Here is a 25,611-nt window from a genome sequence, read left to right as displayed (position 1 = left end):
CATTGAAAAAGATTGTACTAAGTGCGCTGCTGCTTGTGTTCGCGGGAGTTTTGGCCGCCTGCGGATCAAACGGCTCAAATAAAAAGGAAATCGTCATCGCTGCGACAAAGACGCCGCACGCTGAAATCTTAAAAGAAGCGGAGCCGCTCCTGAAGGAAAAAGGCTACACATTAACAGTAAAAGTGCTGAACGATTACAAAATGTACAACAAAGCGTTAGCTGATAAAGAAGTGGATGCAAACTACTTCCAGCACGTTCCTTACCTTGAACAGGAAATGAAAGAAAATAAAGATTACAAACTCGTGAATGCCGGAGCCGTTCACCTTGAGCCATTCGGAATTTACACAAAAAAATACAAATCACTGAAAGACCTGCCTAAAGGCGCGACCATCATCATGACAAACAACGTCGCTGAACAAGGCCGGATGCTGGCGATGCTTGAAAAAGCCGGATTGATTACTCTTGATCCGAAGGTAAAAACAATTGACGCCACTACGAAAAACATTACGAAAAACCCGAAAGACCTGACATTCAAAAAAATCGCCCCTGAATTAACGGCGAAAGCATATAATGAAGAAGAAGGCGATGCAGTCTTCATTAACGTCAACTATGCGATTCAAAACAAACTGAATCCGTTAAAAGATGCGATTCAAGTAGAATCAACGAAAAACAACCCGTACGCAAACATCATCGCCGTGCGAAAAGGTGACGAAAAATCAGCGAAAATCAAAGCGCTTATGGAAGTGCTTCACTCTAAGAAAATCAAAGACTTTATTGAGAAAAAATACGACGGAGCCGTGCTTCCTGTATCTGAATAAAGCAAAAACCCCGGATGGATCATCCGGGGTTTTTTTTGGGTATTAATCGGAGAACTGTCCATAATAAAAAGGAAGGTTAACGATTGGAGGGAATGGCAGTGGCTCAATACCAGGATAACGGAAAAAGCGTGCATGACGCATTGAAACAATATAAAGAAGGTTTAGGCATATTCGAGCAAAAAATGCCGATGATGGGGCGGAAATTTAATGAATTTACTGAACAGTGTTTTTCAGCGGATTCATTAACTGAAAAAGAGAAACAATTAATCGCTCTGGGCATCAGCATCAGCGCTCAAGATGAATTTTGCATGATTTATCACACGAAAGGCTGTCTTGATCAGGGCGCGACAGAGGAAAACATCCTTGAGGTCATCAGCGTCGCCGCGGCATTCGGGGGAGGCGCGGCTCTCAGTCAGGGAGTAACCCTCGTGCAGCAGTGTATTCAGGAATTCGGACATACGACGCATTAGAAAGAGCAATCGTATGAATATCGTTTTTCAGATAAAGCCAGCGCCGGTTACCGGCACATTCGAAAGGATTCAGGGGCACACTCCCTTTGGCCGGAGCAGAGGATCATTGTTACAATAGAAGCAAATAGATGAAGGGATTGATTCATTATCTGCACCAGCCACGAGAGACTGGACCTTGACTATACGCCTGAAATGGAAAAAGCGATGCAGAAGTCACACGGCATCGGCTACGAGGAATACGGACGGCGTCTTTCAAAAAGGATGGAAGTCGAACGGCAGAGGGAGCTTGAGTACCAAAAAAGCAAGTTCCTCGCAGCGCAGTTTAATGAGAAAATCGGTCAGTAAAAAAGGGTGGAATTCCGCCCTTTTTCTGTTTCAAACAGCTTTAACTACGTCCGGTTCTTTGATAAACTTTAGGAATGTTCCGGGTAATATAAAAAGTTGTATTTACTTTTCATTTGTTATAAAATTAGAATGAGAATAAATTGAGAATAATGATTATATATTTTTGGAGGTATAGATATGGCTGCTTCAACATTAACGATCAAGGATCTTCACGTTGAAATCGAAGGAAAAGAGATCTTAAAAGGTGTAAACCTTGAAATAAAAGGCGGCGAATTCCACGCTGTCATGGGGCCGAACGGTACCGGTAAATCAACGCTTTCTGCAGCGATTATGGGACATCCGAAATACGAAGTCACTAAAGGCAGCATCACGCTTGACGGCAAGGATGTACTGGAAATGGAAGTGGACGAGCGCGCTCAGGCGGGTCTTTTCCTTGCGATGCAGTACCCAAGTGAAATCAGCGGTGTGACGAATGCCGACTTCCTTCGCTCTGCGATTAACGCACGCCGCGAAGAAGGCGATGAAATTTCTCTTATGAAATTCATCCGCAAAATGGACGAAAACATGGAGTTCCTTGAAATGGACCCTGAAATGGCGCAGCGTTACCTGAACGAAGGTTTCTCAGGCGGAGAGAAAAAACGCAACGAAATCCTTCAGCTTATGATGATCGAGCCGAAAATCGCCATTCTTGACGAGATCGATTCAGGTCTTGATATCGATGCGCTTAAAGTTGTTTCTAAAGGAATCAACAAAATGCGCAGCGAAAACTTCGGCTGCTTAATGATCACTCACTATCAGCGCCTTCTGAACTACATCACGCCGGATGTCGTTCACGTTATGATGCAGGGACGCGTAGTGAAATCAGGCGGTGCGGAGCTTGCACAGCGCCTTGAAGCGGAAGGTTATGACTGGATTAAACAAGAACTCGGCATTGAAGACGAAACTGTAGGCCAAGAAGCGTAAGCGTTAGGGGGATTAACATGACATTGGAAACGAAACTATCCGTAGATCAGGAATATGTCAAAGGCTTTTCCGAAAAGCATCAAGAACCTGCCTGGCTGAAAAACCTGCGCTTACAGGCTCTTGAAAAAGCTGAAGATCTGCCGCTGCCTAAGCCTGATAAAACAAAAATCACAAATTGGAACTTTACAAAGTTCAACAAGCATACAGTAGAAAACGCGCCGCTTGCTTCTTTGGAAGATTTAGCTGATGAAGCAAAAGCGCTGATCGATATTGAAAATGAAGACAAAACGTTATATGTGCAGCGTGACCAAACGCCTGCATTCCTGTCTCTCTCTAAAGAGCTGAAAGACAAAGGCGTTATTTTCACGGACATCTTAACGGCTGCCCGTGAGCACAGCGACCTCGTTGAGAAATACTTCATGAAAGACGGCGTAAAGGTCGACGAGCATAAACTGACTGCGCTTCATGCGGCATTAATGAACGGCGGGGCATTCCTTTATGTTCCTAAAAACGTTCAGGTGGAGACGCCTGTTCAGGCCGTTTACGTTCATGAAAGCAATGACACGGCATTGTTCAACCACGTGCTGATCGTCGCTGAAGACCACAGCTCCGTCACTTACGTTGAGAACTATATCAGCACAGTGAATCCGAAAGAAGCTGTATTCAATATTATCAGTGAAGTAATCACAGGTGATAATGCCAGCGTGACGTACGGTGCCGTTGACAACTTGTCAGCAGGCGTCACAACATACGTCAACCGCCGCGGAGCCGCGCGCGGACGCGACAGCAAAATCGAGTGGGCGCTCGGTCTGATGAACGACGGCGACACGATTTCTGAAAACACGACAAACCTCTACGGAGACGGCACATACGGCGATACGAAAACCGTGGTTGTCGGAAGAGGAGAACAGACGGAAAACTTTACGACGCAGATCATCCACTTCGGTAAAGCTTCCGAAGGCTATATCCTGAAGCACGGAGTCATGAAAGATGCCGCATCTTCCATCTTTAACGGCATCGGCAAAATTGAGCACGGCGCGTCTAAAGCAAACGCTGAACAGGAATCCCGCGTCCTGATGCTGAGTGAAAAAGCGCGAGGCGACGCAAACCCGATTCTTTTAATTGATGAAGACGATGTAACTGCAGGACATGCGGCATCTGTCGGCCGTGTGGACCCTATTCAGCTTTACTACCTGATGAGCCGCGGAATTGCGAAAGAAGAAGCAGAACGCTTAGTCATTTACGGATTCCTTGCTCCGGTGGTAAAAGAACTTCCGATTGAAGGAGTTAAGAAACAGCTCGTCTCCGTCATCGAAAGGAAAGTAAAATAATGAATATCACTGATATTCGTGAACAGTTCCCGATCCTTCATCAGCAAGTGAACGGACATGACCTCGTGTACCTTGACAGCGCGGCGACTTCTCAGAAGCCGCGGTCTGTCATTGAAGCAGTGGATCAGTATTACAACAAATACAACTCCAATGTTCACAGAGGCGTCCATACTCTTGGCACAAGAGCGACAGACGGCTATGAAGGAGCGCGTGAAAAAGTCCGTAAGTTTATCAATGCGAAGTCAATGGCTGAGGTCATTTTCACAAAAGGCACGACAACTTCACTGAATATGGTGGCGCTGAGCTATGCCCGTGCCAGCTTAAAACCCGGTGATGAAGTGGTCATCACCCAAATGGAGCATCATGCGAATATCATCCCGTGGCAGCAGGCTGTAAAAGCAACCGGCGCGACTTTAAAGTATATCCCGATGCAGGAAGACGGCACGCTTTCGCTGGAAGACGTCCGGCAGACGGTCACAAGCCATACGAAGATCGTGGCGGTCGCTCATGTGTCAAACGTGCTCGGCACGATCAACCCGATTAAAGAAATCGCCAAAATCGCTCATGACAACGGCGCGGTCATCGTGGTGGACGGAGCGCAGAGCACACCGCACATGAAAATCGACGTTCAGGATCTGGATTGCGACTTCTTCGCGCTTTCTTCCCATAAAATGTGCGGCCCGACGGGAATCGGCGTGCTATACGGCAAGAAAGAACTGCTTGAGAATATGGAGCCGGCCGAATTTGGCGGCGAGATGATCGACTTTGTAGGGCTTTATGAATCAACTTGGAAAGAGCTTCCGTGGAAGTTTGAAGCAGGCACGCCGATTATTGCAGGCGCGATCGGATTGGGAGCCGCGATTGATTTTCTTGAAGAGGTCGGACTCGACGAGATTTCCCGGCATGAGCATAAGCTTGCGGCCTATGCGCTTGACCGTTTCGAACAGCTCGACGGCGTGACGGTATACGGACCGAAAGAGCGGGCGGGCCTTGTGACATTTAACCTTGATGAGGTTCACCCTCATGATGTCGCGACTGTCCTTGATGCTGAGGGCATTGCGGTCAGAGCCGGCCATCACTGCGCCCAGCCGCTCATGAAATGGCTGGATGTATCTGCTACTGCGAGAGCGAGTTTTTATCTGTATAATACAGAGGAAGAGATCGATAAGCTCGCGGAAGCTCTCCAAAAGACAAAGGAGTACTTTACAAATGTCTTTTAATGCAAATTTAGATACATTATACAGACAAGTGATCATGGATCATTACAAAAATCCGCGCAACAAAGGGGTTTTGGATGACAGCATCGTCGTCGATATGAACAACCCGACTTGCGGCGACCGGATCAGACTGACAATGAAGCTTGACGGCGATACCGTTCAGGAAGCGAAGTTTGAAGGGGAAGGCTGCTCCATCTCCATGGCTTCAGCTTCCATGATGACGCAGGCGATTAAAGGAAAAGATATTGATACTGCCCTTTCCATGTCTAAGATTTTCTCAGACATGATGCAAGGGAAAGAGTATGACGACTCAATAGATCTCGGGGATATTGAAGCCCTTCAAGGCGTTTCGAAATTCCCGGCCCGGATTAAATGTGCCACCCTTTCATGGAAAGCACTTGAAAAAGGAGTCGCTGGCGAAAAAGGCGGCAATTAAAAGATTGGAGTGAAAATGGATGGCTAAAAAAATGCCTGAAATTGGTGAATACAAGTACGGTTTTCACGATAAGGACGTTTCCATTTTCCGTTCAGAGCGCGGATTGACAAAAGAAATCGTAGAAGAAATTTCACGCATGAAAGAAGAGCCTCAATGGATGCTTGATTTCCGCCTGAAATCTCTTGAGCATTTCTACAACATGCCGATGCCGCAGTGGGGCGGGGATTTAAACTCTTTAAACTTTGACGAAATTACGTACTACGTAAAACCGTCTGAGCGTTCAGAGCGTTCTTGGGATGAAGTGCCTGAGGAAATTAAACAGACATTCGACAAACTCGGTATTCCTGAAGCTGAGCAAAAATACCTTGCCGGTGTTTCTGCACAGTACGAATCTGAGGTTGTGTACCACAACATGAAAGAAGACCTTGAAGCGCAAGGCATCGTCTTCAAAGACACAGACAGCGCGCTGAAAGAAAATGAAGACATTTTCCGCGAGCACTGGGCGAAAGTCATTCCGCCGACTGATAACAAGTTTGCGGCGCTGAACTCAGCTGTATGGTCCGGCGGATCTTTCATCTACGTGCCTAAAGGCGTGAAGGTTGAAACACCGCTTCAAGCGTACTTCCGCATCAACTCTGAGAACATGGGCCAATTCGAACGCACGCTGATTATCGTTGACGAAGAAGCAAGCGTTCATTACGTAGAGGGCTGTACGGCTCCTGTGTACACGACAAACTCACTTCACAGCGCGGTTGTTGAAATCATCGTCAAAAAAGGCGGCTACTGCCGTTATACAACAATCCAAAACTGGGCGAACAACGTTTACAACCTTGTAACGAAACGTACGGTTTGTGAAGAAAACGCAACAATGGAATGGGTTGACGGAAACATCGGTTCTAAATTGACGATGAAATATCCGGCTGTCATTCTGAAAGGTGAAGGCGCGCGCGGCATGACGCTTTCTATCGCTCTTGCGGGCAAAGGACAGCATCAGGACGCAGGTGCGAAAATGATTCACCTTGCACCGAATACGTCATCCACAATCGTATCAAAATCGATTTCAAAGCAAGGCGGAAAAGTAACGTACCGCGGAATCGTCCACTTCGGACGGAAAGCGGACGGCGCCCGTTCTAACATCGAGTGCGATACGCTCATTATGGATAACAAATCAACTTCTGATACAATCCCTTACAATGAAATTCTGAACGACAACATTTCATTGGAGCACGAAGCGAAAGTATCAAAAGTTTCTGAGGAACAGCTTTTCTACTTGATGAGCCGCGGTATTTCTGAAGAAGAAGCAACAGAAATGATCGTTATGGGCTTCATCGAGCCGTTCACAAAAGAACTTCCGATGGAATACGCAGTTGAAATGAACCGTTTGATCAAGTTCGAAATGGAAGGCTCCATCGGTTAATAGTAAAACCCCGCCATGCGGCGGGGTTTTTTTTGTTTTATTGAATCGTGAAATTTCCGTATTCGCTTGACCGGACATGAATCGGCCCGTTTAAATTGTAGTTCTTCTCTTTGACAATATCGCGGAAAACGTCGACACGGGCAACCGATTCTCTCCATTCATCCTGGGTGTCCTCATCTGACGGATTCATCAGATCGTCATAGCGCACATCCAAAAATTTATTTAACCATTTCTTCTCGTCCGTTCCGTCTTTCGGTGACCCGCCCATTTTTTTGTTCGTGCGTTTAATCAGGGCATAGAAGGAGTCTGGATCATCGCCGTCGCCATGCTGAATCACTGTATCGTACATCACCGCTTTTGCCAATGCCGTTTTCAGTCCGGCTTGCTCTGAACGTTTCATCGCTGGCTGATAATACAAGCTGTCATTTACCTTATCCTGGGCAGCGCGGAAGGCCTTATCATTGCCAAGTGAGCGCCAGGCAGAAGCGAATCCTTTCAGATTGCTGATGTCATCGCTTTCGTCCTTCGCAAGACGCCGTAATTCAGGCAAATACTTTTTCAATTTGTTATTCGGCACTGCTTTCGTGTATACTTCGACTACTTCCAGCGCATCTCCGGTAGCCGTCGTAAAGCCGGCCCGGCCGCAGGTGTAACCTCTTCCGTCATCCAACGCTTCAACATAGCCGTATTGGATTTCCGTCTTGCCGTTTTCAAAGATGCTGGTCAGCTGTTCAGCCCGTCGCTTCTGATCCTTATTCAGCCCGGCCGCAAAAACCGTACTGCTCATCATCAGGGTAAAAAACATGGTAAAAATAAGAGATGAAACCGCCGTCTTCTTCCAAAAACCTGCTTTTTTCTTCAACCTGATTTTCATGGTCATACCCCTTTCATATGTAAGTTACGCACTCAGTATACATGAGGGGGTTGTTTTTTTGTTGAAAACACACGGATTTGTCAATATTTTGAATCATAAGCCCTATCCGGCGCTTCATAAAAAGAACGCATCTTCATCAGACAGACAATCCCGTTCTCGCATCATTCTCATCTGTAACATAGTCAACGCGGTGAAACCCGCATTGTACAGCCTGCTGAAAAAGAGCTTCGAGCATGTCCGGATCTTTGCAATATAACGTTACATACGAGCAATCCGCGATGAGAAGCACAAGTTCACAGGAACTCTCCACATACTCCTCGTACGTATTGATTTCCGTTACCCTCCCGCTCGGGAAAGCTTTCAATTCAGCAAAAATCATATAATAAGGGTTTCCTTCCAGACGCTGACGGAGTTCTTGACCCTCAATGATGCGCTGATTTTGCGGAAACAGGTCTGTACCGGTGTCTTCTTTGAACTCAGTATACGCCTCTCCATCACCGATAAACCACGTATAGGAAGAGATGGGGAACGGTTTTAATATATCTGCCGCAAACCGCCCGAATTGATTTGGGATGTCAAAGGTAATGCCGCGTTTCATATTGTCCTCACTTCTTTCGGCTTTTGAATATTATGATATAATAGTTGGATAAATATTGAAAGGGCTTGATGGTATGACAACACGATACGGAATTGATGCGCCTTATGGGGCTTTTGGGTTTATCTTACTCGCGATCCTTATCAAACATTTGACCTTGTCATTTCACATTTTGCCGCACAATATTTCAGGCAGAAAAGAGAGGGAACGGGCGATCGCGGAAATGGCGCGAGTGCTGAAACCTGGCGGCACATTGGCTGTCTCAGATATAAAAAATACGTCTCAATACAGAAAGCTTCTTGAGGAAAGCGGCTTCCAGACAAGAACTTATTCCTTTTATTATACGTTTCCGTTTTCGAAACTCATCATTGCCGTCAGGACTCCGGTAGGAACCAGGCGCTCCATTTGTTAAAATAAATAAGACAAAACAGATAGAAAAGGTGTTACACATGAAGTCTTATATCATTATCGGAGCCGGCATTCTCGGTGCATCAGCGGCTTATCATCTCGCAAAGGCCGGTGCGGATGTAACGGTCATTGACCGGAAACACAGGGGGCAGGCGACTGACGCTGCGGCGGGGATCGTCTGCCCGTGGCTGTCACAGCGCCGCAATCAGGCATGGTATGCGATCGCAAAAGGCGGAGCCCGTTATTATAACCAATTGATACAGCAGCTTGAAGCTGACGGAGAAACGGACACCGGTTATCAAAAGGTCGGTGCCGTCAGTCTCCATACGGATGAAAAAAAGCTCAGCCAAATGGAGGAAAGAGCTTATAAAAGAAGAGAGGACGCTCCTGAAATCGGTGTCATTACAAGACTGACTCCGGCAGAAACGAAGGCATTGTTTCCTGCGCTGTCGGAGGAATACGGAGCGGTTCATATCAGCGGTGCGGCCCGGGTGAACGGCAGGGCGCTTCGTAAGGCGCTGTTAAACGCTGCCGTTAAGCACGGCGCGGCTGTTTACAAGGAAGAGGCGTCAATATTGACAGAGGACGGTGCCGTCATCGGTGTGAAAACCGCAGAACGCACGCTTTTGGCCGATCAGGTTCTCGTAACGGCCGGCGCTTGGGCGAGAGAGCTGCTTGAGCCGCTCGGCATCCGCTTTTCAGTATCGTACCAAAAGGCGCAGATCGTTCATTTAGAACTTCAGGATGAGGATACGGGCGGCTGGCCGGTCGTCATGCCTCCAAATGATCAATACATTCTCGCGTTTGCAAACGGCCGGATTGTAGCGGGCGCGACTCATGAAAACGATACCGGCATGGATTTGCGGGTGACGGCCGGCGGTCTCCGCGAGATTTTTGATAAAGCATTAACCGTGGCGCCGGGGCTTTCAGACAGTACGTTGATGGAGACAAGAGTCGGTTTCCGGCCGTTTACTCCCGGCTTTCTTCCCGTCATCGGCAGACTGCCGAATATCAGCGGACTTCTCGTTGCCAACGGGCTGGGCGCCTCAGGGCTGACGAGCGGGCCGTATCTGGGGGCTGAACTGGCGAAACTCGCGCTCGGTCAGCAGACAGAAATTGATTTGAGCCTTTATGATCCGGCCGGGGCGCTTGAATAAAAAATAGCTTTTGGCGCATTCTTATGATAGGATGGAGCTTTAATGAATAAGAGGACGTGACCCATTTTGATAAAAATAAACCTTCCTGCTCCTGATGTAACGATTACGGAACGGCAGCAGTCACAGTCGGAAAATGAACCGGCGATTAAAGCGATTTACGGTTTCATTGATTTTCACCGAATTCCAAGAGACAAAGGCGGCATCTTTATGTTTTATAACATTCATGATGAACTGCTGTTTGTCGGGAAAGCCCGTAAATTAAGACAAAGAATCAAAAAGCATTTTGAAGACAATGTGTCGCCTGTTAAACATCACAGGGACGAAGTGTATAAAATTGAAGTATGTGTCGTCAATGATCCGATGGAAAGGGAGATTTACGAAACGTACGCGATCAATACCCTTCAGTCAAAATACAACATTGAGAAAGTATTTTATAAATAAGGAAAACCGGAGCCCTTCAAGGCTCCGGTTTTATTGTTGTTACAGTGCCAGCCACAGCACCGCGATGTGTACGATCAGCAGAAAGTATACGACGAGGAATAATTGGACGATCCGTTTTCTGAATAACATACAGACAATCATAAGCACGGGTAAAATCAGAACGCCGGCCGTTTTATTGATAGCTGTATTCGGACGGTTCGACACGTCATAGTGAATGGCCATATCAGCAGGAAGCAACGGATAAAACACAATCGACAGAATAAAGGCGAGAGCCACAGCTCCCCACAGCACCTTATCATTCATCAAAAACATATGAACACTCCTTTTTTTACATATAATAGTATATTAGTCCGAAAAATCTAATTTATCAATATTTTACCTGTTGAATGGTGTATAATCATGTCAATGAAATTTCCAAACAATAGGAGGGTTTCGATTGACTGACAAGAAGCAAACCGGCATGTTTTCATTCTTTCTTTTTATCATGGCCGCCTGGATCATCGTTTTGTTTTTAACCGTTATCGCGGCACTGCCAAGCTCCGCCATCCAATTAACCAAACATCAATCCAAAACCGTTTCTATGATTTATCCGCAAAGCTGGGGGTTTTTCAGTAAAGATCCGAGAGAAGACAGCCTGAACATCTATCTTCTTGATGCCGGGGAGGAGCTCAGATGGCCGAATAATTCTCTGAAAAACGTGATCGGCTTAAACCGCTACGGACGGACGCAAGGGATAGAGCTCGGCCTTATGCTGGAAAAGCTGCCTTCCAAAGAAAAGTGGAACGACTTCACGGCCGGCCAGGACTTTAAGGATACCACATTTTTGAAGGTGAAAAATGAGTCTCCCTCCCCAAGGCTGAAAGGAAAAATGATCATTACATATGAACGCATTACCCCATGGGCATGGAGCAGCCATACTGAAACGAAACGAACCATCAAAAAATACATCGGAGTGGATGTCAATTGATTCAGGATGCAAAAAAGCAGCTCACCTTATGGATGATGAAGAATCCGCCTTGGACAAATGTGTACGGGCTTGCCAGAAGTTTAATCGCGCTCGGCACGCTTCTGACATTGCTGTTCAATCCGGCGTCTGTCTTCTTTAAAACGCAAAATCAAATGCTCAGCTTTTCCGATACGTTCAGCCTGTTCTTGCTGTTTCCCGAATTCCGTTACATTGAGGTCGTCAAAGCGGTTTGTATCTGTATTTTAATTCTGGTTGTCATTGGCTGGCGGCCCCGCCTTACCGGTTTTTTTCACTGGTGGATTTCATACAGCTTCCAAAACTCCGCCGTTACCCTTGATGGGGGCGATCAGGTGGCTGCCGTCTTTACGCTGCTGCTGCTGCCCTTGACATTAACTGATCCGCGGAAGTGGCACTGGTCTCCGTACGAAGCGTCTTTTGAGAAAAGGCCGCTTGAGCCTTATTACCGTTCCTTATGCTGGGCGACACTGACAATCATAAGAATGCAGGTCGCGATGCTGTACTTTAACTCCGTCATTGCCAAATTGATGGAAGAAGAGTGGCAGAATGGCACCGCCGTTTATTACTATTTGAACGATCCGATGCTGGGGCTGCCGGATGCGCTTCACAGTCTGTTTGACTTTATCTTGCAGTCAAAGCTTGTCATCATCCCGACTTGGGGCACGCTCATTGTGCAAACCATTATGTTCTGCGCTTTGTTCGCTCCGAAAAAATATTGGCGCCTGATCTTGTTTATATCCATTTTTATGCATGAAATTTTTGCTGTCATGCTTGGGCTTACCTCATTTTCCATTACAGTGTCTGGTATTTTGGTCCTGTTTTTGGTGCCGGCAGAGAAAACAGTAGCTTTGAACCATTACAATTCCTATTTTATTAGTTACAATTTTCTCAATAAAAGGAAAAGGAGGAAATTATATGGTTAAAAGTAAAAGGTCAGCTGCCGCCATGCTGCTGGTGTTTGTTTTAATGGTCGCATTAGTCGGCCCGCATGCCACAGCGAAAACGAAGCCAGCCGTCTCTTATTCGGGTGAAGACATTTTTTCCGGCATCTTTTTTGGACAAGGTGAGGTCGCAAAGCTTCTTCCCGAGGTATGGGATACCAAAGCTGTCAAAAAGATTAATCAGGACGAATTAAAGCAAGTTTCCGATCAGGTGATCGCTGATATTAAAAAGTCATCGCCGGATTATTTTAAAAAGTTAAAAACGGCGGTCTACAGCGGCGATTATGAGAAAGTGAACAGCGTCATTGATCAAGGTTCGCAGATTATGGCAAAAGTGCTGAAAGAAGAATTTGACAAAAAAAGCATGGACAAAGGAAAATCAACGGCCATCGGCCAATGCGCAACGGCAGTTTGGGTGTTTTTAAACGCAGCAGCCGCCATTGAGACGATCGCTCTTGCGGTAGCGGCGATCATTTTGACAGTAGCAAGCGTTGACGAAGATTCCGACTTAGGCAAAGAGCAGCTCATCGCTAATGTCGTGGACCGCATTAATGCGCAGCACTGAAGCTGAAGAAAGAAACGCTAAGGAAAACGGCCTTAGCGTTTTTTTATTTGCAGCATCTCTTTTAAATATGCCTCTGAATCAAAGCCGAGCTCCTCGTCGGCTTCTTTTTTCAGTTCAAGCTGATGGCGCACGTATTTGTCATATGTCGGACTGAGCTTTTGAAGGAGATCGCTGAAAGGCGAACCCGCCTTAAGCGCAGGCAGATCCGAAGCGGATTCCCCGACCTTGATCAGGTTTTCTCTGTATTCTTCATCTGTCTGCACTCTTTTTACGAGCTGAATGATTGTGTTTTTATGAGTGTCCCAAGTAGCGGGGTCTCTCTCCAAAATCCGCTCGATGAATTGGTCATGCTGGGCTTTGTGCTGCTGGAGCTGAGCCGGATCCTCACTGCCGACCAGCTGCATGATCGGGTGTGCGGCCGGCACTTCTTCCATATCATCCAATACTTTAATAAGCTCCGCCCATGTCGTTTTTTTCTCATCTGTATCAATAGAAAAGTCGAGGAACGGTTCAAACAGCGCGGCGATAAATTTTCCGAAATCTCCCGGGAACAGTTTTTTCAGCTGAAGCCCCATATACTTCGGTTCGTCTATTTGGACTTCGCCGATGTCATGTAAAATGGAATCGACATTTTCTGCACCCTCCACGCGTTTGAGCAGCAGTTCGGTGAGTTTCCGTTCCTGCTCAAGCCCTTCAATCTGCCGGCTGAGCTTTTGATGCTGCTGCTGCAGTATCTCATGCAGGCTGCTGCCCTCTAAGAGAAACGCTTTAATATCGCTTACGGACAGTGCCAGCATTCGGAGGGCGGCAATCATTTTCAGTGTATTTACATCCTTTGCGGAATACTCACGGTATCCGTTATCAGGGTTTTTGCTGACGGTAATTAAACCTTCCTGCTCATAATATTTGATGGCTTTTTTCGTGAGACCCGTCTGCCGGGCAGCTTCTTTTATATTCATTCTGCATCACTCCCTGCTTTTATTCTAAACGTGTCTCTAAGGGTCAGGTCAAGAGAGTGCGGGAAATAAGGCGATCCTGTTTTATATTTTAGAAATTTCAGAAAATATAATTGACAACACACCTTTATTGCGATTAATATAACAATATATAATGTTATATAACGTTATATAATAAAAATAAGGAGTGAAGGATTTGAGTCAGGCCACAGCAAAAGTAAATCGTGAGGTTCAAGCTTTCTTGCAGGATTTGAAAGGGAAAACCATTGATCATGTCTTCTTTGTCGCTTGCGGAGGGTCTTCGGCCATTATGTATCCGAGTAAATATGTGTTTGACAGGGAGTCAAAATCAATCAGCTCAGACCTTTACAGCTCAAACGAATTTATTCAGCGCAACCCTGTTCAGCTTGGTGAAAAGTCTCTTGTTATTTTGTGCTCGCATTCGGGAAATACCCCGGAAACAGTTAAAGCTGCCGCGTTTGCAAGGGGCAAAGGCGCACTTACGATTGCGATGACGTATAAACCGGAGTCTCCTTTAGCACAGGAAGCGCAATATGTTGCCCAGTACGATTGGGGTGATGAGGCGCTTGCGATCAATACGAACTATGGCGTTTTGTATCAAATCGTTTTCGGCACCCTGCAAGTTTTAGAAAAAAACACGAAATTTGAGCAGGCAATTGAAGGCTTAGACCAATTACAGGCTGTGTATGAAGGAGCCCTTAAGCAGGAAGCTGACAACGCACAGCAATTCGCAAAAGCTCATGAAAAAGAAAGCATCATTTACACAATGGCAAGCGGTGCAAACTACGGTGTCGCTTACTCCTACAGCATCTGCATTCTCATGGAAATGCAATGGATTCATTCCCACGCCATTCATGCCGGAGAATATTTTCACGGACCGTTTGAAATCATTGATGAATCCGTTCCATTTATTATCCTGCTCGGCTTAGACGAAACAAGACCTCTTGAAGAGCGGGCGCTTTCCTTCTCGAAAAAGTATGGCAGAAAGCTCACTGTGCTTGATGCCGCATCTTACGATTTCACTGCAATTGACGATTCAGTTAAAGGCTACCTTGCCCCGCTCGTCCTCAACCGTGTGCTGAGAAGCTACGCAGACAAGCTGGCAGAGGCGAGAAATCATCCTTTATCTCATAGAAGATACATGTGGAAAGTTGAGTATTAATCTGAAAATGAGGAACCATTATGCACTAGACTATAATGTTATATAACATTATAGTCTAGTGTCCAGAGGAGGCCAACCCTTTGAAGAAAATGTTGTTGTTCTTGATCATTGCAGCTGTCAGTTTGCTCACCATTGCAGGCTGTTCGAGTCAGGGCAGTTCAGCGGACGGAAAGGTGACATTGAAATTTTTCCACAGATGGCCGAAGGAGCCGGAAAAAAGTTACTTTCAAGAGGTTGTGAAGGAATTTGAAAAAAAGCATCCGGATATCAACATTCAGATTGAATCCGTTTTGAATGACTCCTATAAAGACAAAATTAAGGTTATGCTGGGAACCACCAGTCCTCCAGACATTTACTTCTCTTGGAGCGACGAGTTCGCTTTTAAATTCATCAAAGGCAATAAAGCACTTGATCTCTCGTCCTACTACAAAAATGATACCGATTGGTCATCACAGCTCGTTCAATCGCAAATCACACCATTTACTTATGAAAACAAGCAATATGGCGTGCCGTGGCAAATGGACGCTAAATCATTCTTCTATAATAAAGACATTTTTCAAAAACTGAACCTTAATCCGCCGAAGACATGGGATGAATTAATCGATGTGTCAAAGAAGCTGAAAGCACATGGATACACACCGATCAGCTTCGGCACAAAGGCAACTTGGACAATCTCGCACTATATCGGCACGCTCAATCAGCGGATGGTCGATGAAAAAACCCGGGAAAAGGACTATAACGCCAAAACAGGTGAATTTACCGATGAAGGCTATGTAAAAGCACTTGAAAAGCTTCAGGAGCTGATGCCCTACTTCAATAAACATGTAAACTCCGTCGACCACGAATATGTAAGACAGCAATTTAAGAGCGGAAAGTCGGCGATGATATATGCGGAAACAGCGGAAATCAAGCTGGTTGAACCGGTGAATCTGGGGATGTTCCCATTCCCTGAAATCAGCGGGCAAAAAGGATCCTCAGAAGCGTTAACGGGAGCGCCGGAAGGATTCATGATTTCCTCAAAAACAAAACATCCGAAGGAAGCGGTGGAATTTTTGCAGTTTCTGACGTCGAAGAAAATGGGGGAAAAGCTCGTCAAAGATGTCGGAAAATACAGTGCGGTGCAAGGAACGGCAACTGAAGAAAATTCAACAGCCGTCCAGCGTGAAGCCGTTCAGCATATTGTTGATGCCAAATCAATGGTTCCATGGTTTGATATGGATGTCGATGTTGAAATTGCAGATGCGTACCTAACGAGCGTCCAGCAAATGCTTGGAGGCGACATGACACCGGAGCAGGTGATGAAAGCCGTTCAAAAAGCAGCGAAGCAAGTGAGGGCGCAATCTGAATAAATCAAGAAAAGGTGAAGCTTCGCACCTTTTCTTTTTATAAAGGAGATGAGATATCCTTGGTCAATCAGAATAAAATAATCCCCTATTTGTTTTTGGTGCCCGCTCTCGTTTTTTTACTTTTCGTTTATATCCCGATTTTTGAGAATGTCTTCCTCAGCTTGTTTCAGTGGAGCTCTTTTTCTCCGGAAAAAACGTTTATCGGCTTGAAAAACTATGTGGAACTGTTTCATGATCCTGTCTTCTACCAGGCGCTTTCCAATAATGTGCTTTACGCCGTGATCTCCATTGTATGCCAGGTATTTGGCGGTTTGATTTTGGCGGCGGTGCTTGAGGATAAGCTGGTCAGAAAATGGTCGCCGTTTTTTCGCACCGTTTTCTTTTTGCCGGTCGTCATCTCTATGACGGTGATCGCGCTTTTGTTTGATTTTATTTACAACCCTGAGACGGGGCTTTTGAATCAGCTGCTTCAGGCGGCAGGGCTTGATCAGCTGACGAGGGCTTGGCTTGGGGAGGACAGCACGGCTATGCTTTCTGTTATTTTCGTGTCTCAATGGCAATCTGTCGGTTATATTGCGATGCTGTACATTGTGTCGATTCAAAAAATACCGGATGAACTGTATGAAGCGGCCCGGCTTGACGGGGCGGGAAAAATTCAACAGTTTTTTCATATTACCGTTCCCCAGACGAAAGAGATGTCATTTGTTGCGGTCGTCATGACGCTGACCGGCGCCTTTACGGTATTTAATGAGCCGTACATCTTGACAGGCGGCGGGCCGGGAAACGCTTCAGAAGTCTTAAGCACATTTTTATATAAAAGCGCCTTTACAAAGGATATGATGGGCTATGCCTCAGCGATTGCCACCGTTGTGTTAATCATTACCCTCGCATTGTCGCTCATGCAAATGAAGTTCTTTAAAACCGGAAAGGAGGATTAACAGATGCTGCCCCAGAAGAAGACAGATTCGTTCAGATTGGAGCCTGTGCCTGACCGGCGCATTGAGGAGAAAAGAAAGCCTAGACGAAAATGGTACATCGGAGAAACGTCTGTGTGGGTTTTTCTGTTTCTTTATCTGATTGCGATTGCCTACCCGCTTATATGGATGGTGATGAGCGCTTTTAAAAACTCGGATGATATTTTCGAGCACAGCTGGTCGCTGCCGTCTTCGTGGCATCCGGAGAACTTTGTATCGGCCTGGAATCAGGGGATTTCTTCTTATTTTATGAACAGTGTCATTGTCACGGCGCTGACGTGTGTGATCACTGTCTTTATTAGTGCATGGGCGGCGTATGGACTTTCCCGTTTTGAGTTTAAAGGAAAAGGATTCTTTTTGGTGCTGTGTCTTGGCGGATTGATGCTGACGCCGCAGGTCAGTCTTGTGCCGCTTTATTCTATTATTCAGTCGCTTGGACTGTACAATACGTATTGGGCGTTGATCCTCCCGTATGCGGCTTACCGGATTCCATTCACCATCATTTTGATCCGCTCTTATTTTCTTTCTATTTCAAAAGAATTGGAGGAGGCGGCTTATTTAGATGGGTGTTCGAGTTTCGGGGTATTTTTCAGAATTTTCTTACCAATGAGTGTGCCGATCCTGGTCACCTCCGGCATTTTGACGGCTTATCATACGTGGAATGAGTTTATGTTTGCGATTATTTTCATAGATGATGAGAATTTGCGGACCATTCCAGCCGGGCTGATGCAGTTCAGAGACGCGCTGCAGACAGATTGGGGCGTCCTGCTGGCGGGGTTAACGATTTCAGCAGCGCCGATTATCATTCTATTTTTATTGATGCAGAAATATTTTGTCCGCGGGATTGCAAGCGGAAGTGTAAAAGGTTAAAGGGGGAAGAGAAATGAAATTGATTGCGGTCGGAGATAACGTTGTCGATTACTATAAGGATCAAGAAACGTTCTACCCGGGAGGAAATGCCTTGAATGTCGCTGTGCTTGCCAAACGGCTCGGGCACGAGGCTTCTTATATCGGAATTGTCGGCAATGACGAAGCTGCGGCACATCTTTTGAACGTACTGAATTTAGAGAAGGTTAATGCGGATTACATCCGCCAAGCGCACGGAGAAAACGGAATGGCGATTGTCACCCTTGATGAACAGGGGGACCGGATTTTTGTCAGGTCAAATAAAGGCGGCATTCAGTCCCGGCTCCGGCTCGTGTTCCAGGAGAAAGATCTCGCTTTTATCAGCGGGCATGATCTGCTGCATACCAGTGTGTACAGCCGGCTTGAGAACGATCTTCCGCAGCTTTGCGGGCTGATCCCGGTCTCTTTTGATTTTTCAACCAATCGGGAGGATGATTATTTGAGAAAGGTCTGTCCTTATGTGACGTATGCGTTTTTCTCAGGAAGCGATTTGAGTGAGTCAGAGTGCGGTGCGCTTGTTGAAAAAGCTCATGGGTACGGAGCCAAATTCGTTTGTCTGACCCGCGGGAGCCAGGGCGCGATCCTGTCTGCGGGAGACCGAATCTATCATCAGCCGATTGTGGAAATTGATATAATAGATACACTTGGAGCGGGAGATTCTTTTATCGCTGGTTTTTTGACTGCCTTTTGTGAGAAGCAGGACATAACGCCTGCTTTGCGCCAAGCGGCGGAAACGGCTGCGAAAACTTGCAGTGTGTACGGGGCTTTCGGCTATGGCCATCCTTATCGCTTGGAGGATGACGGGGGAAGCAGTGAAAAAACGAGAATACTGTAAGCAGTGTCTCGTTTTTTATGCCTATTAAGTGTAGGGGCTGTTGATGGTAAAGGTGACACGGTTTGTGTGCATCAAAAACAATGAGCAGTAGATTGGCTGGTCATTTGATGTAAAAGCCGTTTTATCAATTTCAAACAGCGCATCGCCGATATCGCAATCCAGGTATTTGCTTTCCTCCTGCTGGGCATATACGACATTTAATAGCTTCGTATTGTGAGTCGGAACAACGTGGTATTGCTGTTTCAAAATATCATGCATGGATACGCCGTCAGCAATAAACGTATCAATAGCGGGAAACAGATCCAGCGGATAATGTGTCACTTCAAAGGTGAGCGGCTGGTCATCGTTATATAAAATCCGTTTTAGTTCAACGACAGGGCTCTCGGGATTGATCTGAAGCTTCTCAGCAATGAGGTTTGCCGCCGGAATGATCTCATGGGACAGCACATGGTGCTTCGGTTTTTTTCCTGTTGATTCCATAAATTCCGAGTAGCCGTTTACTGCAATCAGCTCCCGTTTTAATTTAGGGCTTTTAACGAACGTTCCTTTTCCCTGCTGCCGGATCAGATAGCCTTCTTCGACTAAATCGAGAATGGCTTTCCTGACGGTAATGCGGCTGACATTATACTTGCTGCAAAGCTCGTTTTCGGTAGGCAGCTTGGCGGCGGGAGAATACACGCCCTTTTTGATATCATCAGTGATGATTTGTTTCAGCTGAATGTATAAAGGTGTAGAACTTCCATTGTTTAACAAAAGGTAGCCTCCTTTTAACCTGTTATTCATATTATAATGTAATATGACGTTATAATACAAATTCGCATTTGTTATTTTAGGAATATAGCAAAAATAGGAATTGATTATTTTAAAAATAACAGAAAGACCGAGTTGTTTCCAGTGACGAAATAACAGATGAAAAGATAGGGGGAATGTCTGATGGCTTCGTTAACATTTGAACATGTCAAAAAATCATATCACTCACAATTAACGGTGAAGGACTTTGATTTAAATGTAAAGGATAAGGAGCTTTTGGTGCTGGTGGGGCCGTCAGGATGCGGAAAATCGACCACGCTGCGGATGGTGGCGGGACTGGAAAGCATCTCTGCAGGAAACCTTCTCATTGATGGGGAGCGGGTCAATGATCTCCCCCCGAAAGAACGTGATATCGCGATGGTATTCCAAAACTATGCGCTTTATCCGCATATGACGGTTTTTGATAATATGGCGTTCGGATTAAAGCTCAGAAAGATGTCCAAACAGGAAATTACCGAGCGGGTTCATGCGGCAGCTCAAATTTTAGAGATTGAGCATTTGCTGAAGAGAAAACCGAAGGCGCTCTCCGGCGGGCAGCGGCAAAGGGTGGCGCTGGGCAGATCGATTGTGAGGGAGCCGAAGGTCTTTTTAATGGACGAGCCGCTTTCCAATTTGGATGCGAAGCTGAGAGTGACGATGCGTACAGAAATCAGCAAGCTGCACCAGCGTTTAGAGGCCACCATCATTTATGTCACACATGACCAGACCGAAGCGATGACAATGGGCGATCGGATTGTCGTGATGAATGAAGGAGAAATCCAGCAGGTGGCGAAACCTCATGACATTTATCATTATCCGGCAAATCTGTTTGTCGCAGGTTTCATCGGCTCTCCCGGAATGAACTTTTTGAAAGGCGTCATAGAAGAGCAGCATGGCGAGCTGTTTTTCACAAATCCTTCGATCCGGCTTCACATTCCTGAAGAAAAAGCGAAGCGGCTTAGACAAAAGGGTTACGCCGGAGAACAGATGATTGCCGGCATCCGGCCGGAGCATATCACACATGTGGCAGGGAATGAACAGCTGTTTGATTCAGTGTGTAAAGCAAAGGTGGAAGTGAATGAAAATCTGGGAGCGGAGCTGATTGTCCATGTCACAAGCGGGGACGAGCGGCTGACGGTTCGCCTGGATGGGAACACGCGAATTGCCGCAGGCGATTCGATTCAGCTGGCAGTGAAAATGGATCACGCCGTCTTTTTCGATGCGGAGACGGAAGAGGCTGTGTATTAGGAAAGGTGCTCCTGAAAAGGCATCTTCAGCTTGAGCAAATTGCAGGAAAGCATCATAAAACAATTTCTAAGTGATCTTACGCTGGCATATCTAGCCCGGTGCTGTCCCGATTCCAAAATCAGCACCGCTAGACAGCCAGCCTGTAAATATCTCTGTTTTTGATTTCTCCTTGAAGAAAACGACATGAAGATCATCATTCGCTTACCCGTCCGGACGTACCCATAACGGTTAAGATCCCGCGCGGAGAATGAGGAGTTTTAAGAGAAGAAATACTCAATAAAGAACGTGGTATAGCGGCCGTCCTTTTCAGCGAATTAATTATCCCGTAATCACAGCTGCCCTGCTGATTTTAAGTCTTTCACTTGCCGTTACATTTATTTTTCGGTTTGGATCTGACACAACTATATTAAACACTTTTTTGATTTGATTACCTGTTGCTAACGAGGAACCACCAAATTTGACTACCTTCATATCTACATCTCCTAATATTTTATTATAGCTCTTTTGCTAATAACAATTTATATAAAATGAATGCCACAAGTATTCTGTAATTAACTTGTGGCATTCATTATTTCAATAAAGTAGTATTATTTATCTCGCAAAAATATAAATTTACCGCATATGTCCTCTATAACCGATGAAAATCCAGGTAAGAAGGACTTAAAGAAGCCCATACAATGATGCGCCTCTCTATATTCTTGATTTTCCATTAATATAATATGTGCCTTTTTTAAATTGTAGTGCGGTATACCAGGAAATAAGTGATGAACAAGATGGTAATTATCATGATGTGGATGCAAGATAAATCTTTCGATAGGATTACCAAGTGTGTTTCTACTTGAATAGAGGGGATGATCAGTTTTTAAACCTGAGTGCTCTGCCATTTCCGCCCAATATCTAATAATTTGAAATGTTGTTAATAATGGTACAAACCAAAATAACAATAACTCTAACCATAGATTAAATACAGCAGTAACTACTAAAATAGTTGCCCAAAAACCGAGGCGTGCGATACGTTCGCTCAATGGCTCTTCTTTTGAGAAAAGATTAACTTTTAATGTTCCAAATATATACTTAGGTACATGTAATAATGTTAATGGTTTAATAATATGATTAATTAAGAATGTGCTCATTTTTTTCTGTGGTTTATCTAACCCCATTAACTCATATCGTTTGGTATCTGGGTCTTTCTGAGGATCCCATAAGAAACGGTGATGTAGCACATGTGACTTACAGTACGTTGTAAAAGAAGTGAATATAGGAAAGGCTATAAAAAAGCAAGTAACCCATTTATTTAAGTGCTTATTCTTAAATAACATTTTATGACTTGCTTCATGCATGAGATTGTCAAAACCTCTCATTCTACTTCCAATCAAGGTAATACTTAATAGGTATATCCAAATATTGGGGGTTTTCATAGATAAATAAATCGAACTGCTTATCACGCCCCAATTAAAGAAGATGCATAAGAAGTTATACCAGTTATTTTTCTTGTAAAGTTTGGTTAATTTTTTTCTAGTTTCTTGTGAAAAGATAGAGTTCACTGAAGACATGACTTTTCCTCCGTTATTAATTAGAATAGGGAGCCGAATGGCACCCTATTATTTATATTAATTTGTTACTAAATTTGCTTGATTTAATGCATTTTCTAAATCAGCTTGGATATCTTCAACTTCCTCAATTCCAACTGAAAGTCTAAGCATTCCATCTGTAATTCCACCTTTTTCTCTTTCCTCACGAGGTAATAAATTGTGAGTCATAGAAGCAGGGTGTGTAATGGTGCTTGAATAACCACCAAGACTAACAGCCATCTTATTAAGTTTCACGTTAGATATAAGTGAAAGACCCGAGTTCATTCCACCTTTTACCTCGAAGCAAACCATTCCTCCCCCACCAGTCATTTGACGAGCGGCTACATCATGTTGTTTGTGACTTTTAAGGAATGGATAATATACCTTATTTACCATAGGGTGATTTTCGAGGAATGTAGCTATTTTCAAAGCATTTTCGTTATGTTTTTGAACTCGCAATCCTAAAGTTCTCACACCGCGGCATAAAAGCCATGCTGCAAAAGGATCTAATTTCGGACCATGGAACGAAAATGCTTTTCTCACTTTACTCATTAAGTCTTTGTTTCCTGCACAAACTCCAGCTACAACATCAGAGTGACCGCCAATATACTTCGTTGCCGAGTGTAGTACAATATCAGCTCCGAGCTTTAAAGGTTGTTGATTGTATGGTGTTGCAAAAGTGGAATCCACTACAAAGATTGCGTCACTCTGTTCTTTTGTAATCCTAGACACTTCTTGAATGTCTACAAGAGTGATAGTTGGATTTGCTGGTGTTTCTGCATATACAAGTTTTGTATTTGGGTTAATGGCATTCCTATAGTTTTCAATATCCTCTGAACTAATCATTGTAAGTTCAACAGAATGTTGTTTGCATAATTCCTCGATTAATATTTTCGACTCGGAATAACAATTATGTACAGCAACACAATGGTCTCCTGGTTGCAGTAAAGCATGGAATACCATCGATATTGCTGCTAATCCTGAAGAAGTAGATACGGCATCTTCTGCTCCTTCTAATGCAGCTATAATCGCTTCAAACTCCCTTTCATTTCTACTACCCCATCTTCCGTAAAACTCATCCGCATGTATATCTGCTGCTCTACGTGCACCTTCCTCAGTGTTGGGAAATTCAAATGCTGTAGATTGACATATTGGGGGACTCAAATGACCACTCTTATTCCATTCTTCTCCAGAGTGAATACAACTAGTTTGAAAACCTCTATTTTTATTTTCCATTAATAACTCTCCCTTACGAATAATAATTTATTTAAACTTCGAAATAATTAGTGGGATACTCGTTACTTAGTTCAAATTGATATATAATTTGAGCATCACATGTATCTTTTAGTAGATTTGCTAAGTCCTTGATCGCATTTTTCCCTTTTTTAGGTGTTGCGTCAATTTCATCTATAAAGAATATAGAGTTTTTTGTATTTTCAGTAATTTTTGTATACTCAGAATCTCTATAGTTCCAATAGGAACACAACACTTTTTCTTCATCCGCATATACAACAGAGTTCTTAGAAAGAGAAATTGGTTCGCTTGCTCCAATTGGTAAGCAAGTTTCACCTTCCTTCGCAAAACGGAGAGTGATTTTATTTTGAATCTTGTCTAGATCATAACCACCAATACATTTTTGATGTAATAGACTCACAGAGTTATAGGAATCTACAACATTATTAATGCCCAGAAAATTAAAGCCTTTTAAATATCTTCGAAGAATACTTTCAAAAGAACAATGGTATTTACTTGGCTTTAGTCCCATTTCTTTGTATATATTTCTCCATTTTTTCACTTCTTCATTTTCAGTTACATCCTGTTGTTTATAGAGTTCATTTAAGCCGGAAATATAAGGTTCAAAAAAATTAGGATTTATACTTTTCACCTTCAAGTTTTTAACGATAATTCCTGTTAAGTGAATGTCCTTGAATTTTTCTAACATTTCTTTCTCGATAGATAATGTGTAAAGTTTACCCATATGAAAGTTAGTTCTCCCTCTTGATTTTGTTTGTAAATGCTCCATGGAACATATGCAATAAAACTTCAATCCTCCCATTCTGATATTTTTTTCGTTATTACTTGTTTTTCTGGGTGTTTCATGTGTCAGTTTATCGAGATATGACTAAATTTGTAAATAACAATCGAATACAAGTGTTATTCTAAATTCCCTAGTGTTATAAGTAGTGTTATTGCTCTTCTTTGACTGTTTTTAAATCTTTTTATATGATTGAAGTTTCTAGTAGAGTTATGCTCTTTAACCCTAGTTTCGCTAATTAGCGGAACATAAGGTTTTGTGAAGAATTGGACGCCAGTATCCTTTATGATAATTTCCTATTTATAGGATTTTTCTTCTCCCCCTAACTTATCTTGAATTGCAGACTCAGCAAATGTCACCTAACCTTTTATAAACTTGTGTTCCTCAGGGTAGAAGTTTGCCGCCGCCATAAAAAAGAGCGAACATTTTTAATGTTGACTCAGCTTGTAGAGGAAACGATGTTTTTTCTACAAGCTTTTTTGTTTTATACAGTTTCTTTAGATATTCATCAGGTTTCAGATGCAGAAAAAGCGCTCCCACATGCCTAGCCCTCCTTGGCTAGGTATGTGGCAATCTTCTTCATGTTCTGGCATGCGGCTGTGAGGAGAACTTGTTCACTCACATTTCGTTTTTCCCTCAACCTGCAATAGCGAAGTCCATGCAGCTGTTTTGAATCTGCAAAGCTTCGCTCTATTTTTTCTTTTCTTTTTTTATAGAGGGTTTTTCCTGAAACAGACAAGCGATTTTGTTTGACCTTTTCTTTAGGATCTTCCCATACATGCCGGGTGATGACCTTCTGGCGGTT

General features: G+C 44.3%; 31 protein-coding genes and 1 pseudogene. 21 read left to right on the top strand and 11 right to left on the bottom strand.

All coding sequences use genetic code 11. The features are described 5' to 3' along the window. Positions 1 to 2: 2 nt before the first annotated feature. The 8 genes from metQ to sufB all read left to right on the top strand — a co-directional run bounded on the left by metQ (position 3) and on the right by sufB (position 6,997). The gene (gene metQ / locus AC1DN5_RS00160; RefSeq protein WP_366969764.1) at positions 3 to 818 is read left to right on the top strand and encodes a methionine ABC transporter substrate-binding lipoprotein MetQ; all 816 of its coding nucleotides are present in this window, start codon (positions 3 to 5) and stop codon (positions 816 to 818) included. Between the two features lie 92 nt (positions 819 to 910). Beyond that, on the top strand, positions 911 to 1,288 hold the full coding sequence (locus AC1DN5_RS00155) for a carboxymuconolactone decarboxylase family protein (protein WP_031306536.1): 378 nt from the start codon (positions 911 to 913) through the stop codon (positions 1,286 to 1,288). A 192-nt stretch (positions 1,289 to 1,480) separates the two neighbouring features. Next, complete coding sequence (locus AC1DN5_RS00150; RefSeq protein ID WP_016938011.1) at positions 1,481 to 1,633, top strand: YuzK family famiily protein; 153 nt, start codon at positions 1,481 to 1,483, stop codon at positions 1,631 to 1,633. A 177-nt stretch (positions 1,634 to 1,810) separates the two neighbouring features. Continuing rightward, the gene (sufC, locus tag AC1DN5_RS00145; RefSeq protein WP_003151872.1) at positions 1,811 to 2,596 is read left to right on the top strand and encodes a Fe-S cluster assembly ATPase SufC; all 786 of its coding nucleotides are present in this window, start codon (positions 1,811 to 1,813) and stop codon (positions 2,594 to 2,596) included. A 17-nt stretch (positions 2,597 to 2,613) separates the two neighbouring features. Next, positions 2,614 to 3,927, top strand: coding sequence for a Fe-S cluster assembly protein SufD (gene sufD / locus AC1DN5_RS00140; RefSeq protein ID WP_016938012.1), 1,314 nt, complete (start codon positions 2,614 to 2,616; stop codon positions 3,925 to 3,927). Further along, positions 3,927 to 5,147: a cysteine desulfurase SufS gene (gene sufS / locus AC1DN5_RS00135; protein WP_047477634.1), complete on the top strand. Its 1,221-nt coding sequence runs from the start codon at positions 3,927 to 3,929 to the stop codon at positions 5,145 to 5,147. The genes sufD and sufS overlap by 1 nt, the downstream gene beginning before the upstream one ends. Further along, positions 5,137 to 5,580 (top strand): Fe-S cluster assembly sulfur transfer protein SufU, encoded by a 444-nt coding sequence (gene sufU / locus AC1DN5_RS00130; protein ID WP_003151877.1) that lies wholly within the window; start codon positions 5,137 to 5,139, stop codon positions 5,578 to 5,580. Before sufS ends, sufU begins: the two co-directional genes overlap by 11 nt. Positions 5,581 to 5,599: 19 nt before the next feature. Further along, a complete protein-coding gene (gene sufB, locus AC1DN5_RS00125) occupies positions 5,600 to 6,997 on the top strand; it encodes a Fe-S cluster assembly protein SufB (protein WP_003151878.1) in 1,398 nt (465 codons plus the stop codon). A gap of 37 nt (positions 6,998 to 7,034) precedes the next feature. Here the strand turns inward: sufB and csn are convergent, their stop codons facing one another. Both csn and AC1DN5_RS00115 read right to left on the bottom strand, forming a co-directional pair. Beyond that, the gene (csn, locus tag AC1DN5_RS00120) at positions 7,035 to 7,871 is read right to left on the bottom strand and encodes a chitosanase (RefSeq protein WP_095241371.1); all 837 of its coding nucleotides are present in this window, start codon (positions 7,869 to 7,871) and stop codon (positions 7,035 to 7,037) included. 136 nt (positions 7,872 to 8,007) lie between these two features. After that, the gene (locus AC1DN5_RS00115) at positions 8,008 to 8,469 is read right to left on the bottom strand and encodes a DUF2691 family protein (protein WP_095241372.1); all 462 of its coding nucleotides are present in this window, start codon (positions 8,467 to 8,469) and stop codon (positions 8,008 to 8,010) included. A gap of 73 nt (positions 8,470 to 8,542) precedes the next feature. Between AC1DN5_RS00115 and AC1DN5_RS00110 the strand changes: the two genes are divergently transcribed. The 3 genes from AC1DN5_RS00110 (at position 8,543) to AC1DN5_RS00100 (ending at position 10,472) form a co-directional block, all read left to right on the top strand. Then, entirely contained in the window at positions 8,543 to 8,878 is a 336-nt protein-coding gene (locus AC1DN5_RS00110; RefSeq protein ID WP_366969759.1) for a class I SAM-dependent methyltransferase, read from the top strand. 37 nt (positions 8,879 to 8,915) lie between these two features. Next, positions 8,916 to 10,031, top strand: coding sequence for an NAD(P)/FAD-dependent oxidoreductase (locus tag AC1DN5_RS00105; RefSeq protein WP_366969758.1), 1,116 nt, complete (start codon positions 8,916 to 8,918; stop codon positions 10,029 to 10,031). Positions 10,032 to 10,097: 66 nt separating this feature from the next. Next, a complete protein-coding gene (locus AC1DN5_RS00100) occupies positions 10,098 to 10,472 on the top strand; it encodes a nucleotide excision repair endonuclease (RefSeq protein WP_016938018.1) in 375 nt (124 codons plus the stop codon). A gap of 39 nt (positions 10,473 to 10,511) precedes the next feature. Here AC1DN5_RS00100 and AC1DN5_RS00095 read toward each other — a convergent pair whose 3' ends face one another. Beyond that, positions 10,512 to 10,784 (bottom strand): DUF1648 domain-containing protein, encoded by a 273-nt coding sequence (locus tag AC1DN5_RS00095; RefSeq protein ID WP_047477653.1) that lies wholly within the window; start codon positions 10,782 to 10,784, stop codon positions 10,512 to 10,514. A 124-nt stretch (positions 10,785 to 10,908) separates the two neighbouring features. Here AC1DN5_RS00095 and AC1DN5_RS00090 point away from each other — a divergent pair, with 124 nt between their 5' ends. Genes AC1DN5_RS00090 through AC1DN5_RS00080 form a run of 3 tightly spaced genes read left to right on the top strand, consistent with a single transcriptional unit; the run spans position 10,909 to position 12,963 of the window. Continuing rightward, positions 10,909 to 11,439, top strand: a complete 531-nt coding sequence (locus tag AC1DN5_RS00090) for an SdpA family antimicrobial peptide system protein (protein ID WP_016938020.1) — start codon at positions 10,909 to 10,911, stop codon at positions 11,437 to 11,439. Further along, on the top strand, positions 11,436 to 12,380 hold the full coding sequence (locus AC1DN5_RS00085) for a sporulation-delaying protein SdpB family protein (RefSeq protein WP_366969757.1): 945 nt from the start codon (positions 11,436 to 11,438) through the stop codon (positions 12,378 to 12,380). Before AC1DN5_RS00090 ends, AC1DN5_RS00085 begins: the two co-directional genes overlap by 4 nt. Further along, the gene (locus tag AC1DN5_RS00080; protein ID WP_049627317.1) at positions 12,373 to 12,963 is read left to right on the top strand and encodes a sporulation delaying protein family toxin; all 591 of its coding nucleotides are present in this window, start codon (positions 12,373 to 12,375) and stop codon (positions 12,961 to 12,963) included. Before AC1DN5_RS00085 ends, AC1DN5_RS00080 begins: the two co-directional genes overlap by 8 nt. 32 nt (positions 12,964 to 12,995) lie before the next feature. Here AC1DN5_RS00080 and AC1DN5_RS00075 read toward each other — a convergent pair whose 3' ends face one another. Continuing rightward, positions 12,996 to 13,922 carry a MerR family transcriptional regulator gene (locus tag AC1DN5_RS00075; protein ID WP_366969756.1) on the bottom strand — a complete coding sequence of 309 codons (927 nt, stop codon included), beginning with the start codon at positions 13,920 to 13,922 and terminating at the stop codon, positions 12,996 to 12,998. Between the two features lie 193 nt (positions 13,923 to 14,115). On the opposite strand from AC1DN5_RS00075, the gene frlB reads away from it, so the two are divergent. The 5 genes from frlB to AC1DN5_RS00050 all read left to right on the top strand — a co-directional run bounded on the left by frlB (position 14,116) and on the right by AC1DN5_RS00050 (position 19,163). Next, entirely contained in the window at positions 14,116 to 15,102 is a 987-nt protein-coding gene (gene frlB, locus AC1DN5_RS00070; RefSeq protein WP_099744828.1) for a fructosamine deglycase FrlB, read from the top strand. Between the two features lie 80 nt (positions 15,103 to 15,182). Further along, on the top strand, positions 15,183 to 16,451 hold the full coding sequence (locus AC1DN5_RS00065) for an ABC transporter substrate-binding protein (protein ID WP_366969755.1): 1,269 nt from the start codon (positions 15,183 to 15,185) through the stop codon (positions 16,449 to 16,451). Positions 16,452 to 16,507: 56 nt separating this feature from the next. Then, positions 16,508 to 17,386, top strand: coding sequence for a carbohydrate ABC transporter permease (locus AC1DN5_RS00060; RefSeq protein WP_060964353.1), 879 nt, complete (start codon positions 16,508 to 16,510; stop codon positions 17,384 to 17,386). A gap of 3 nt (positions 17,387 to 17,389) precedes the next feature. Continuing rightward, positions 17,390 to 18,292: a carbohydrate ABC transporter permease gene (locus tag AC1DN5_RS00055; protein ID WP_016938027.1), complete on the top strand. Its 903-nt coding sequence runs from the start codon at positions 17,390 to 17,392 to the stop codon at positions 18,290 to 18,292. Between the two features lie 13 nt (positions 18,293 to 18,305). After that, entirely contained in the window at positions 18,306 to 19,163 is an 858-nt protein-coding gene (locus AC1DN5_RS00050; protein ID WP_047477661.1) for a fructoselysine 6-kinase, read from the top strand. 24 nt (positions 19,164 to 19,187) lie between these two features. Here AC1DN5_RS00050 and frlR read toward each other — a convergent pair whose 3' ends face one another. After that, positions 19,188 to 19,916 carry a transcriptional regulator FrlR gene (frlR, locus tag AC1DN5_RS00045; protein ID WP_366969754.1) on the bottom strand — a complete coding sequence of 243 codons (729 nt, stop codon included), beginning with the start codon at positions 19,914 to 19,916 and terminating at the stop codon, positions 19,188 to 19,190. 180 nt (positions 19,917 to 20,096) lie between these two features. On the opposite strand from frlR, the gene AC1DN5_RS00040 reads away from it, so the two are divergent. Continuing rightward, positions 20,097 to 21,200: an ABC transporter ATP-binding protein gene (locus AC1DN5_RS00040; protein WP_366969753.1), complete on the top strand. Its 1,104-nt coding sequence runs from the start codon at positions 20,097 to 20,099 to the stop codon at positions 21,198 to 21,200. A 26-nt stretch (positions 21,201 to 21,226) separates the two neighbouring features. Next, positions 21,227 to 21,451, top strand: a pseudogene (locus AC1DN5_RS00035) (aldo/keto reductase); the annotation flags it as partial. Between the two features lie 67 nt (positions 21,452 to 21,518). Here the strand turns inward: AC1DN5_RS00035 and AC1DN5_RS00030 are convergent. The 6 genes from AC1DN5_RS00030 to AC1DN5_RS00005 all read right to left on the bottom strand — a co-directional run. After that, positions 21,519 to 21,671, bottom strand: coding sequence for a hypothetical protein (locus AC1DN5_RS00030; protein ID WP_188154486.1), 153 nt, complete (start codon positions 21,669 to 21,671; stop codon positions 21,519 to 21,521). Between the two features lie 116 nt (positions 21,672 to 21,787). Then, the gene (locus tag AC1DN5_RS00025) at positions 21,788 to 22,753 is read right to left on the bottom strand and encodes a fatty acid desaturase family protein (RefSeq protein ID WP_264819107.1); all 966 of its coding nucleotides are present in this window, start codon (positions 22,751 to 22,753) and stop codon (positions 21,788 to 21,790) included. A gap of 57 nt (positions 22,754 to 22,810) precedes the next feature. Beyond that, complete coding sequence (locus AC1DN5_RS00020) at positions 22,811 to 24,007, bottom strand: trans-sulfuration enzyme family protein (protein WP_016938033.1); 1,197 nt, start codon at positions 24,005 to 24,007, stop codon at positions 22,811 to 22,813. A gap of 31 nt (positions 24,008 to 24,038) precedes the next feature. Beyond that, positions 24,039 to 24,749 carry a B3/B4 domain-containing protein gene (locus AC1DN5_RS00015; RefSeq protein ID WP_033880488.1) on the bottom strand — a complete coding sequence of 237 codons (711 nt, stop codon included), beginning with the start codon at positions 24,747 to 24,749 and terminating at the stop codon, positions 24,039 to 24,041. 441 nt (positions 24,750 to 25,190) lie between these two features. Beyond that, complete coding sequence (locus AC1DN5_RS00010) at positions 25,191 to 25,346, bottom strand: hypothetical protein (RefSeq protein ID WP_441397021.1); 156 nt, start codon at positions 25,344 to 25,346, stop codon at positions 25,191 to 25,193. Between the two features lie 4 nt (positions 25,347 to 25,350). Further along, a partial coding sequence (locus AC1DN5_RS00005) for a transposase (RefSeq protein ID WP_441397020.1) occupies positions 25,351 to 25,611 on the bottom strand: 261 nt, incomplete at its 5' end.

Source organism: Bacillus sp. 01N42_2 (assembly GCF_056399565.1).
Note: the sequence above shows the minus strand (reverse complement) of the source record. Positions and strands in the feature narration are given on the sequence as shown.

Bases quoted from the DNA above. Each gene is read 5' to 3' on its own strand.
- AC1DN5_RS00155 (WP_031306536.1), top strand. From the start codon at position 911: ATGGCAGTGGCTCAATACCAGGATAACGGAAAAAGCGTGCATGACGCA.
- AC1DN5_RS00150 (WP_016938011.1), top strand. From the start codon at position 1,481: ATGGAAAAAGCGATGCAGAAGTCACACGGCATCGGCTACGAGGAATAC.
- sufC (WP_003151872.1), top strand. From the start codon at position 1,811: ATGGCTGCTTCAACATTAACGATCAAGGATCTTCACGTTGAAATCGAA.
- sufD (WP_016938012.1), top strand. From the start codon at position 2,614: ATGACATTGGAAACGAAACTATCCGTAGATCAGGAATATGTCAAAGGC.
- sufS (WP_047477634.1), top strand. From the start codon at position 3,927: ATGAATATCACTGATATTCGTGAACAGTTCCCGATCCTTCATCAGCAA.
- sufU (WP_003151877.1), top strand. From the start codon at position 5,137: ATGTCTTTTAATGCAAATTTAGATACATTATACAGACAAGTGATCATG.
- sufB (WP_003151878.1), top strand. From the start codon at position 5,600: ATGGCTAAAAAAATGCCTGAAATTGGTGAATACAAGTACGGTTTTCAC.
- csn (WP_095241371.1), bottom strand. From the start codon at position 7,871: ATGAAAATCAGGTTGAAGAAAAAAGCAGGTTTTTGGAAGAAGACGGCG.
- AC1DN5_RS00115 (WP_095241372.1), bottom strand. From the start codon at position 8,469: ATGAAACGCGGCATTACCTTTGACATCCCAAATCAATTCGGGCGGTTT.
- AC1DN5_RS00110 (WP_366969759.1), top strand. From the start codon at position 8,543: ATGACAACACGATACGGAATTGATGCGCCTTATGGGGCTTTTGGGTTT.
- AC1DN5_RS00105 (WP_366969758.1), top strand. From the start codon at position 8,916: ATGAAGTCTTATATCATTATCGGAGCCGGCATTCTCGGTGCATCAGCG.
- AC1DN5_RS00095 (WP_047477653.1), bottom strand. From the start codon at position 10,784: ATGTTTTTGATGAATGATAAGGTGCTGTGGGGAGCTGTGGCTCTCGCC.
- AC1DN5_RS00080 (WP_049627317.1), top strand. From the start codon at position 12,373: ATGGTTAAAAGTAAAAGGTCAGCTGCCGCCATGCTGCTGGTGTTTGTT.
- AC1DN5_RS00075 (WP_366969756.1), bottom strand. From the start codon at position 13,922: ATGAATATAAAAGAAGCTGCCCGGCAGACGGGTCTCACGAAAAAAGCC.
- AC1DN5_RS00055 (WP_016938027.1), top strand. From the start codon at position 17,390: ATGCTGCCCCAGAAGAAGACAGATTCGTTCAGATTGGAGCCTGTGCCT.
- AC1DN5_RS00050 (WP_047477661.1), top strand. From the start codon at position 18,306: ATGAAATTGATTGCGGTCGGAGATAACGTTGTCGATTACTATAAGGAT.
- AC1DN5_RS00040 (WP_366969753.1), top strand. From the start codon at position 20,097: ATGGCTTCGTTAACATTTGAACATGTCAAAAAATCATATCACTCACAA.
- AC1DN5_RS00030 (WP_188154486.1), bottom strand. From the start codon at position 21,671: ATGAAGGTAGTCAAATTTGGTGGTTCCTCGTTAGCAACAGGTAATCAA.
- AC1DN5_RS00025 (WP_264819107.1), bottom strand. From the start codon at position 22,753: ATGTCTTCAGTGAACTCTATCTTTTCACAAGAAACTAGAAAAAAATTA.
- AC1DN5_RS00020 (WP_016938033.1), bottom strand. From the start codon at position 24,007: ATGGAAAATAAAAATAGAGGTTTTCAAACTAGTTGTATTCACTCTGGA.
- AC1DN5_RS00015 (WP_033880488.1), bottom strand. From the start codon at position 24,749: ATGGGTAAACTTTACACATTATCTATCGAGAAAGAAATGTTAGAAAAA.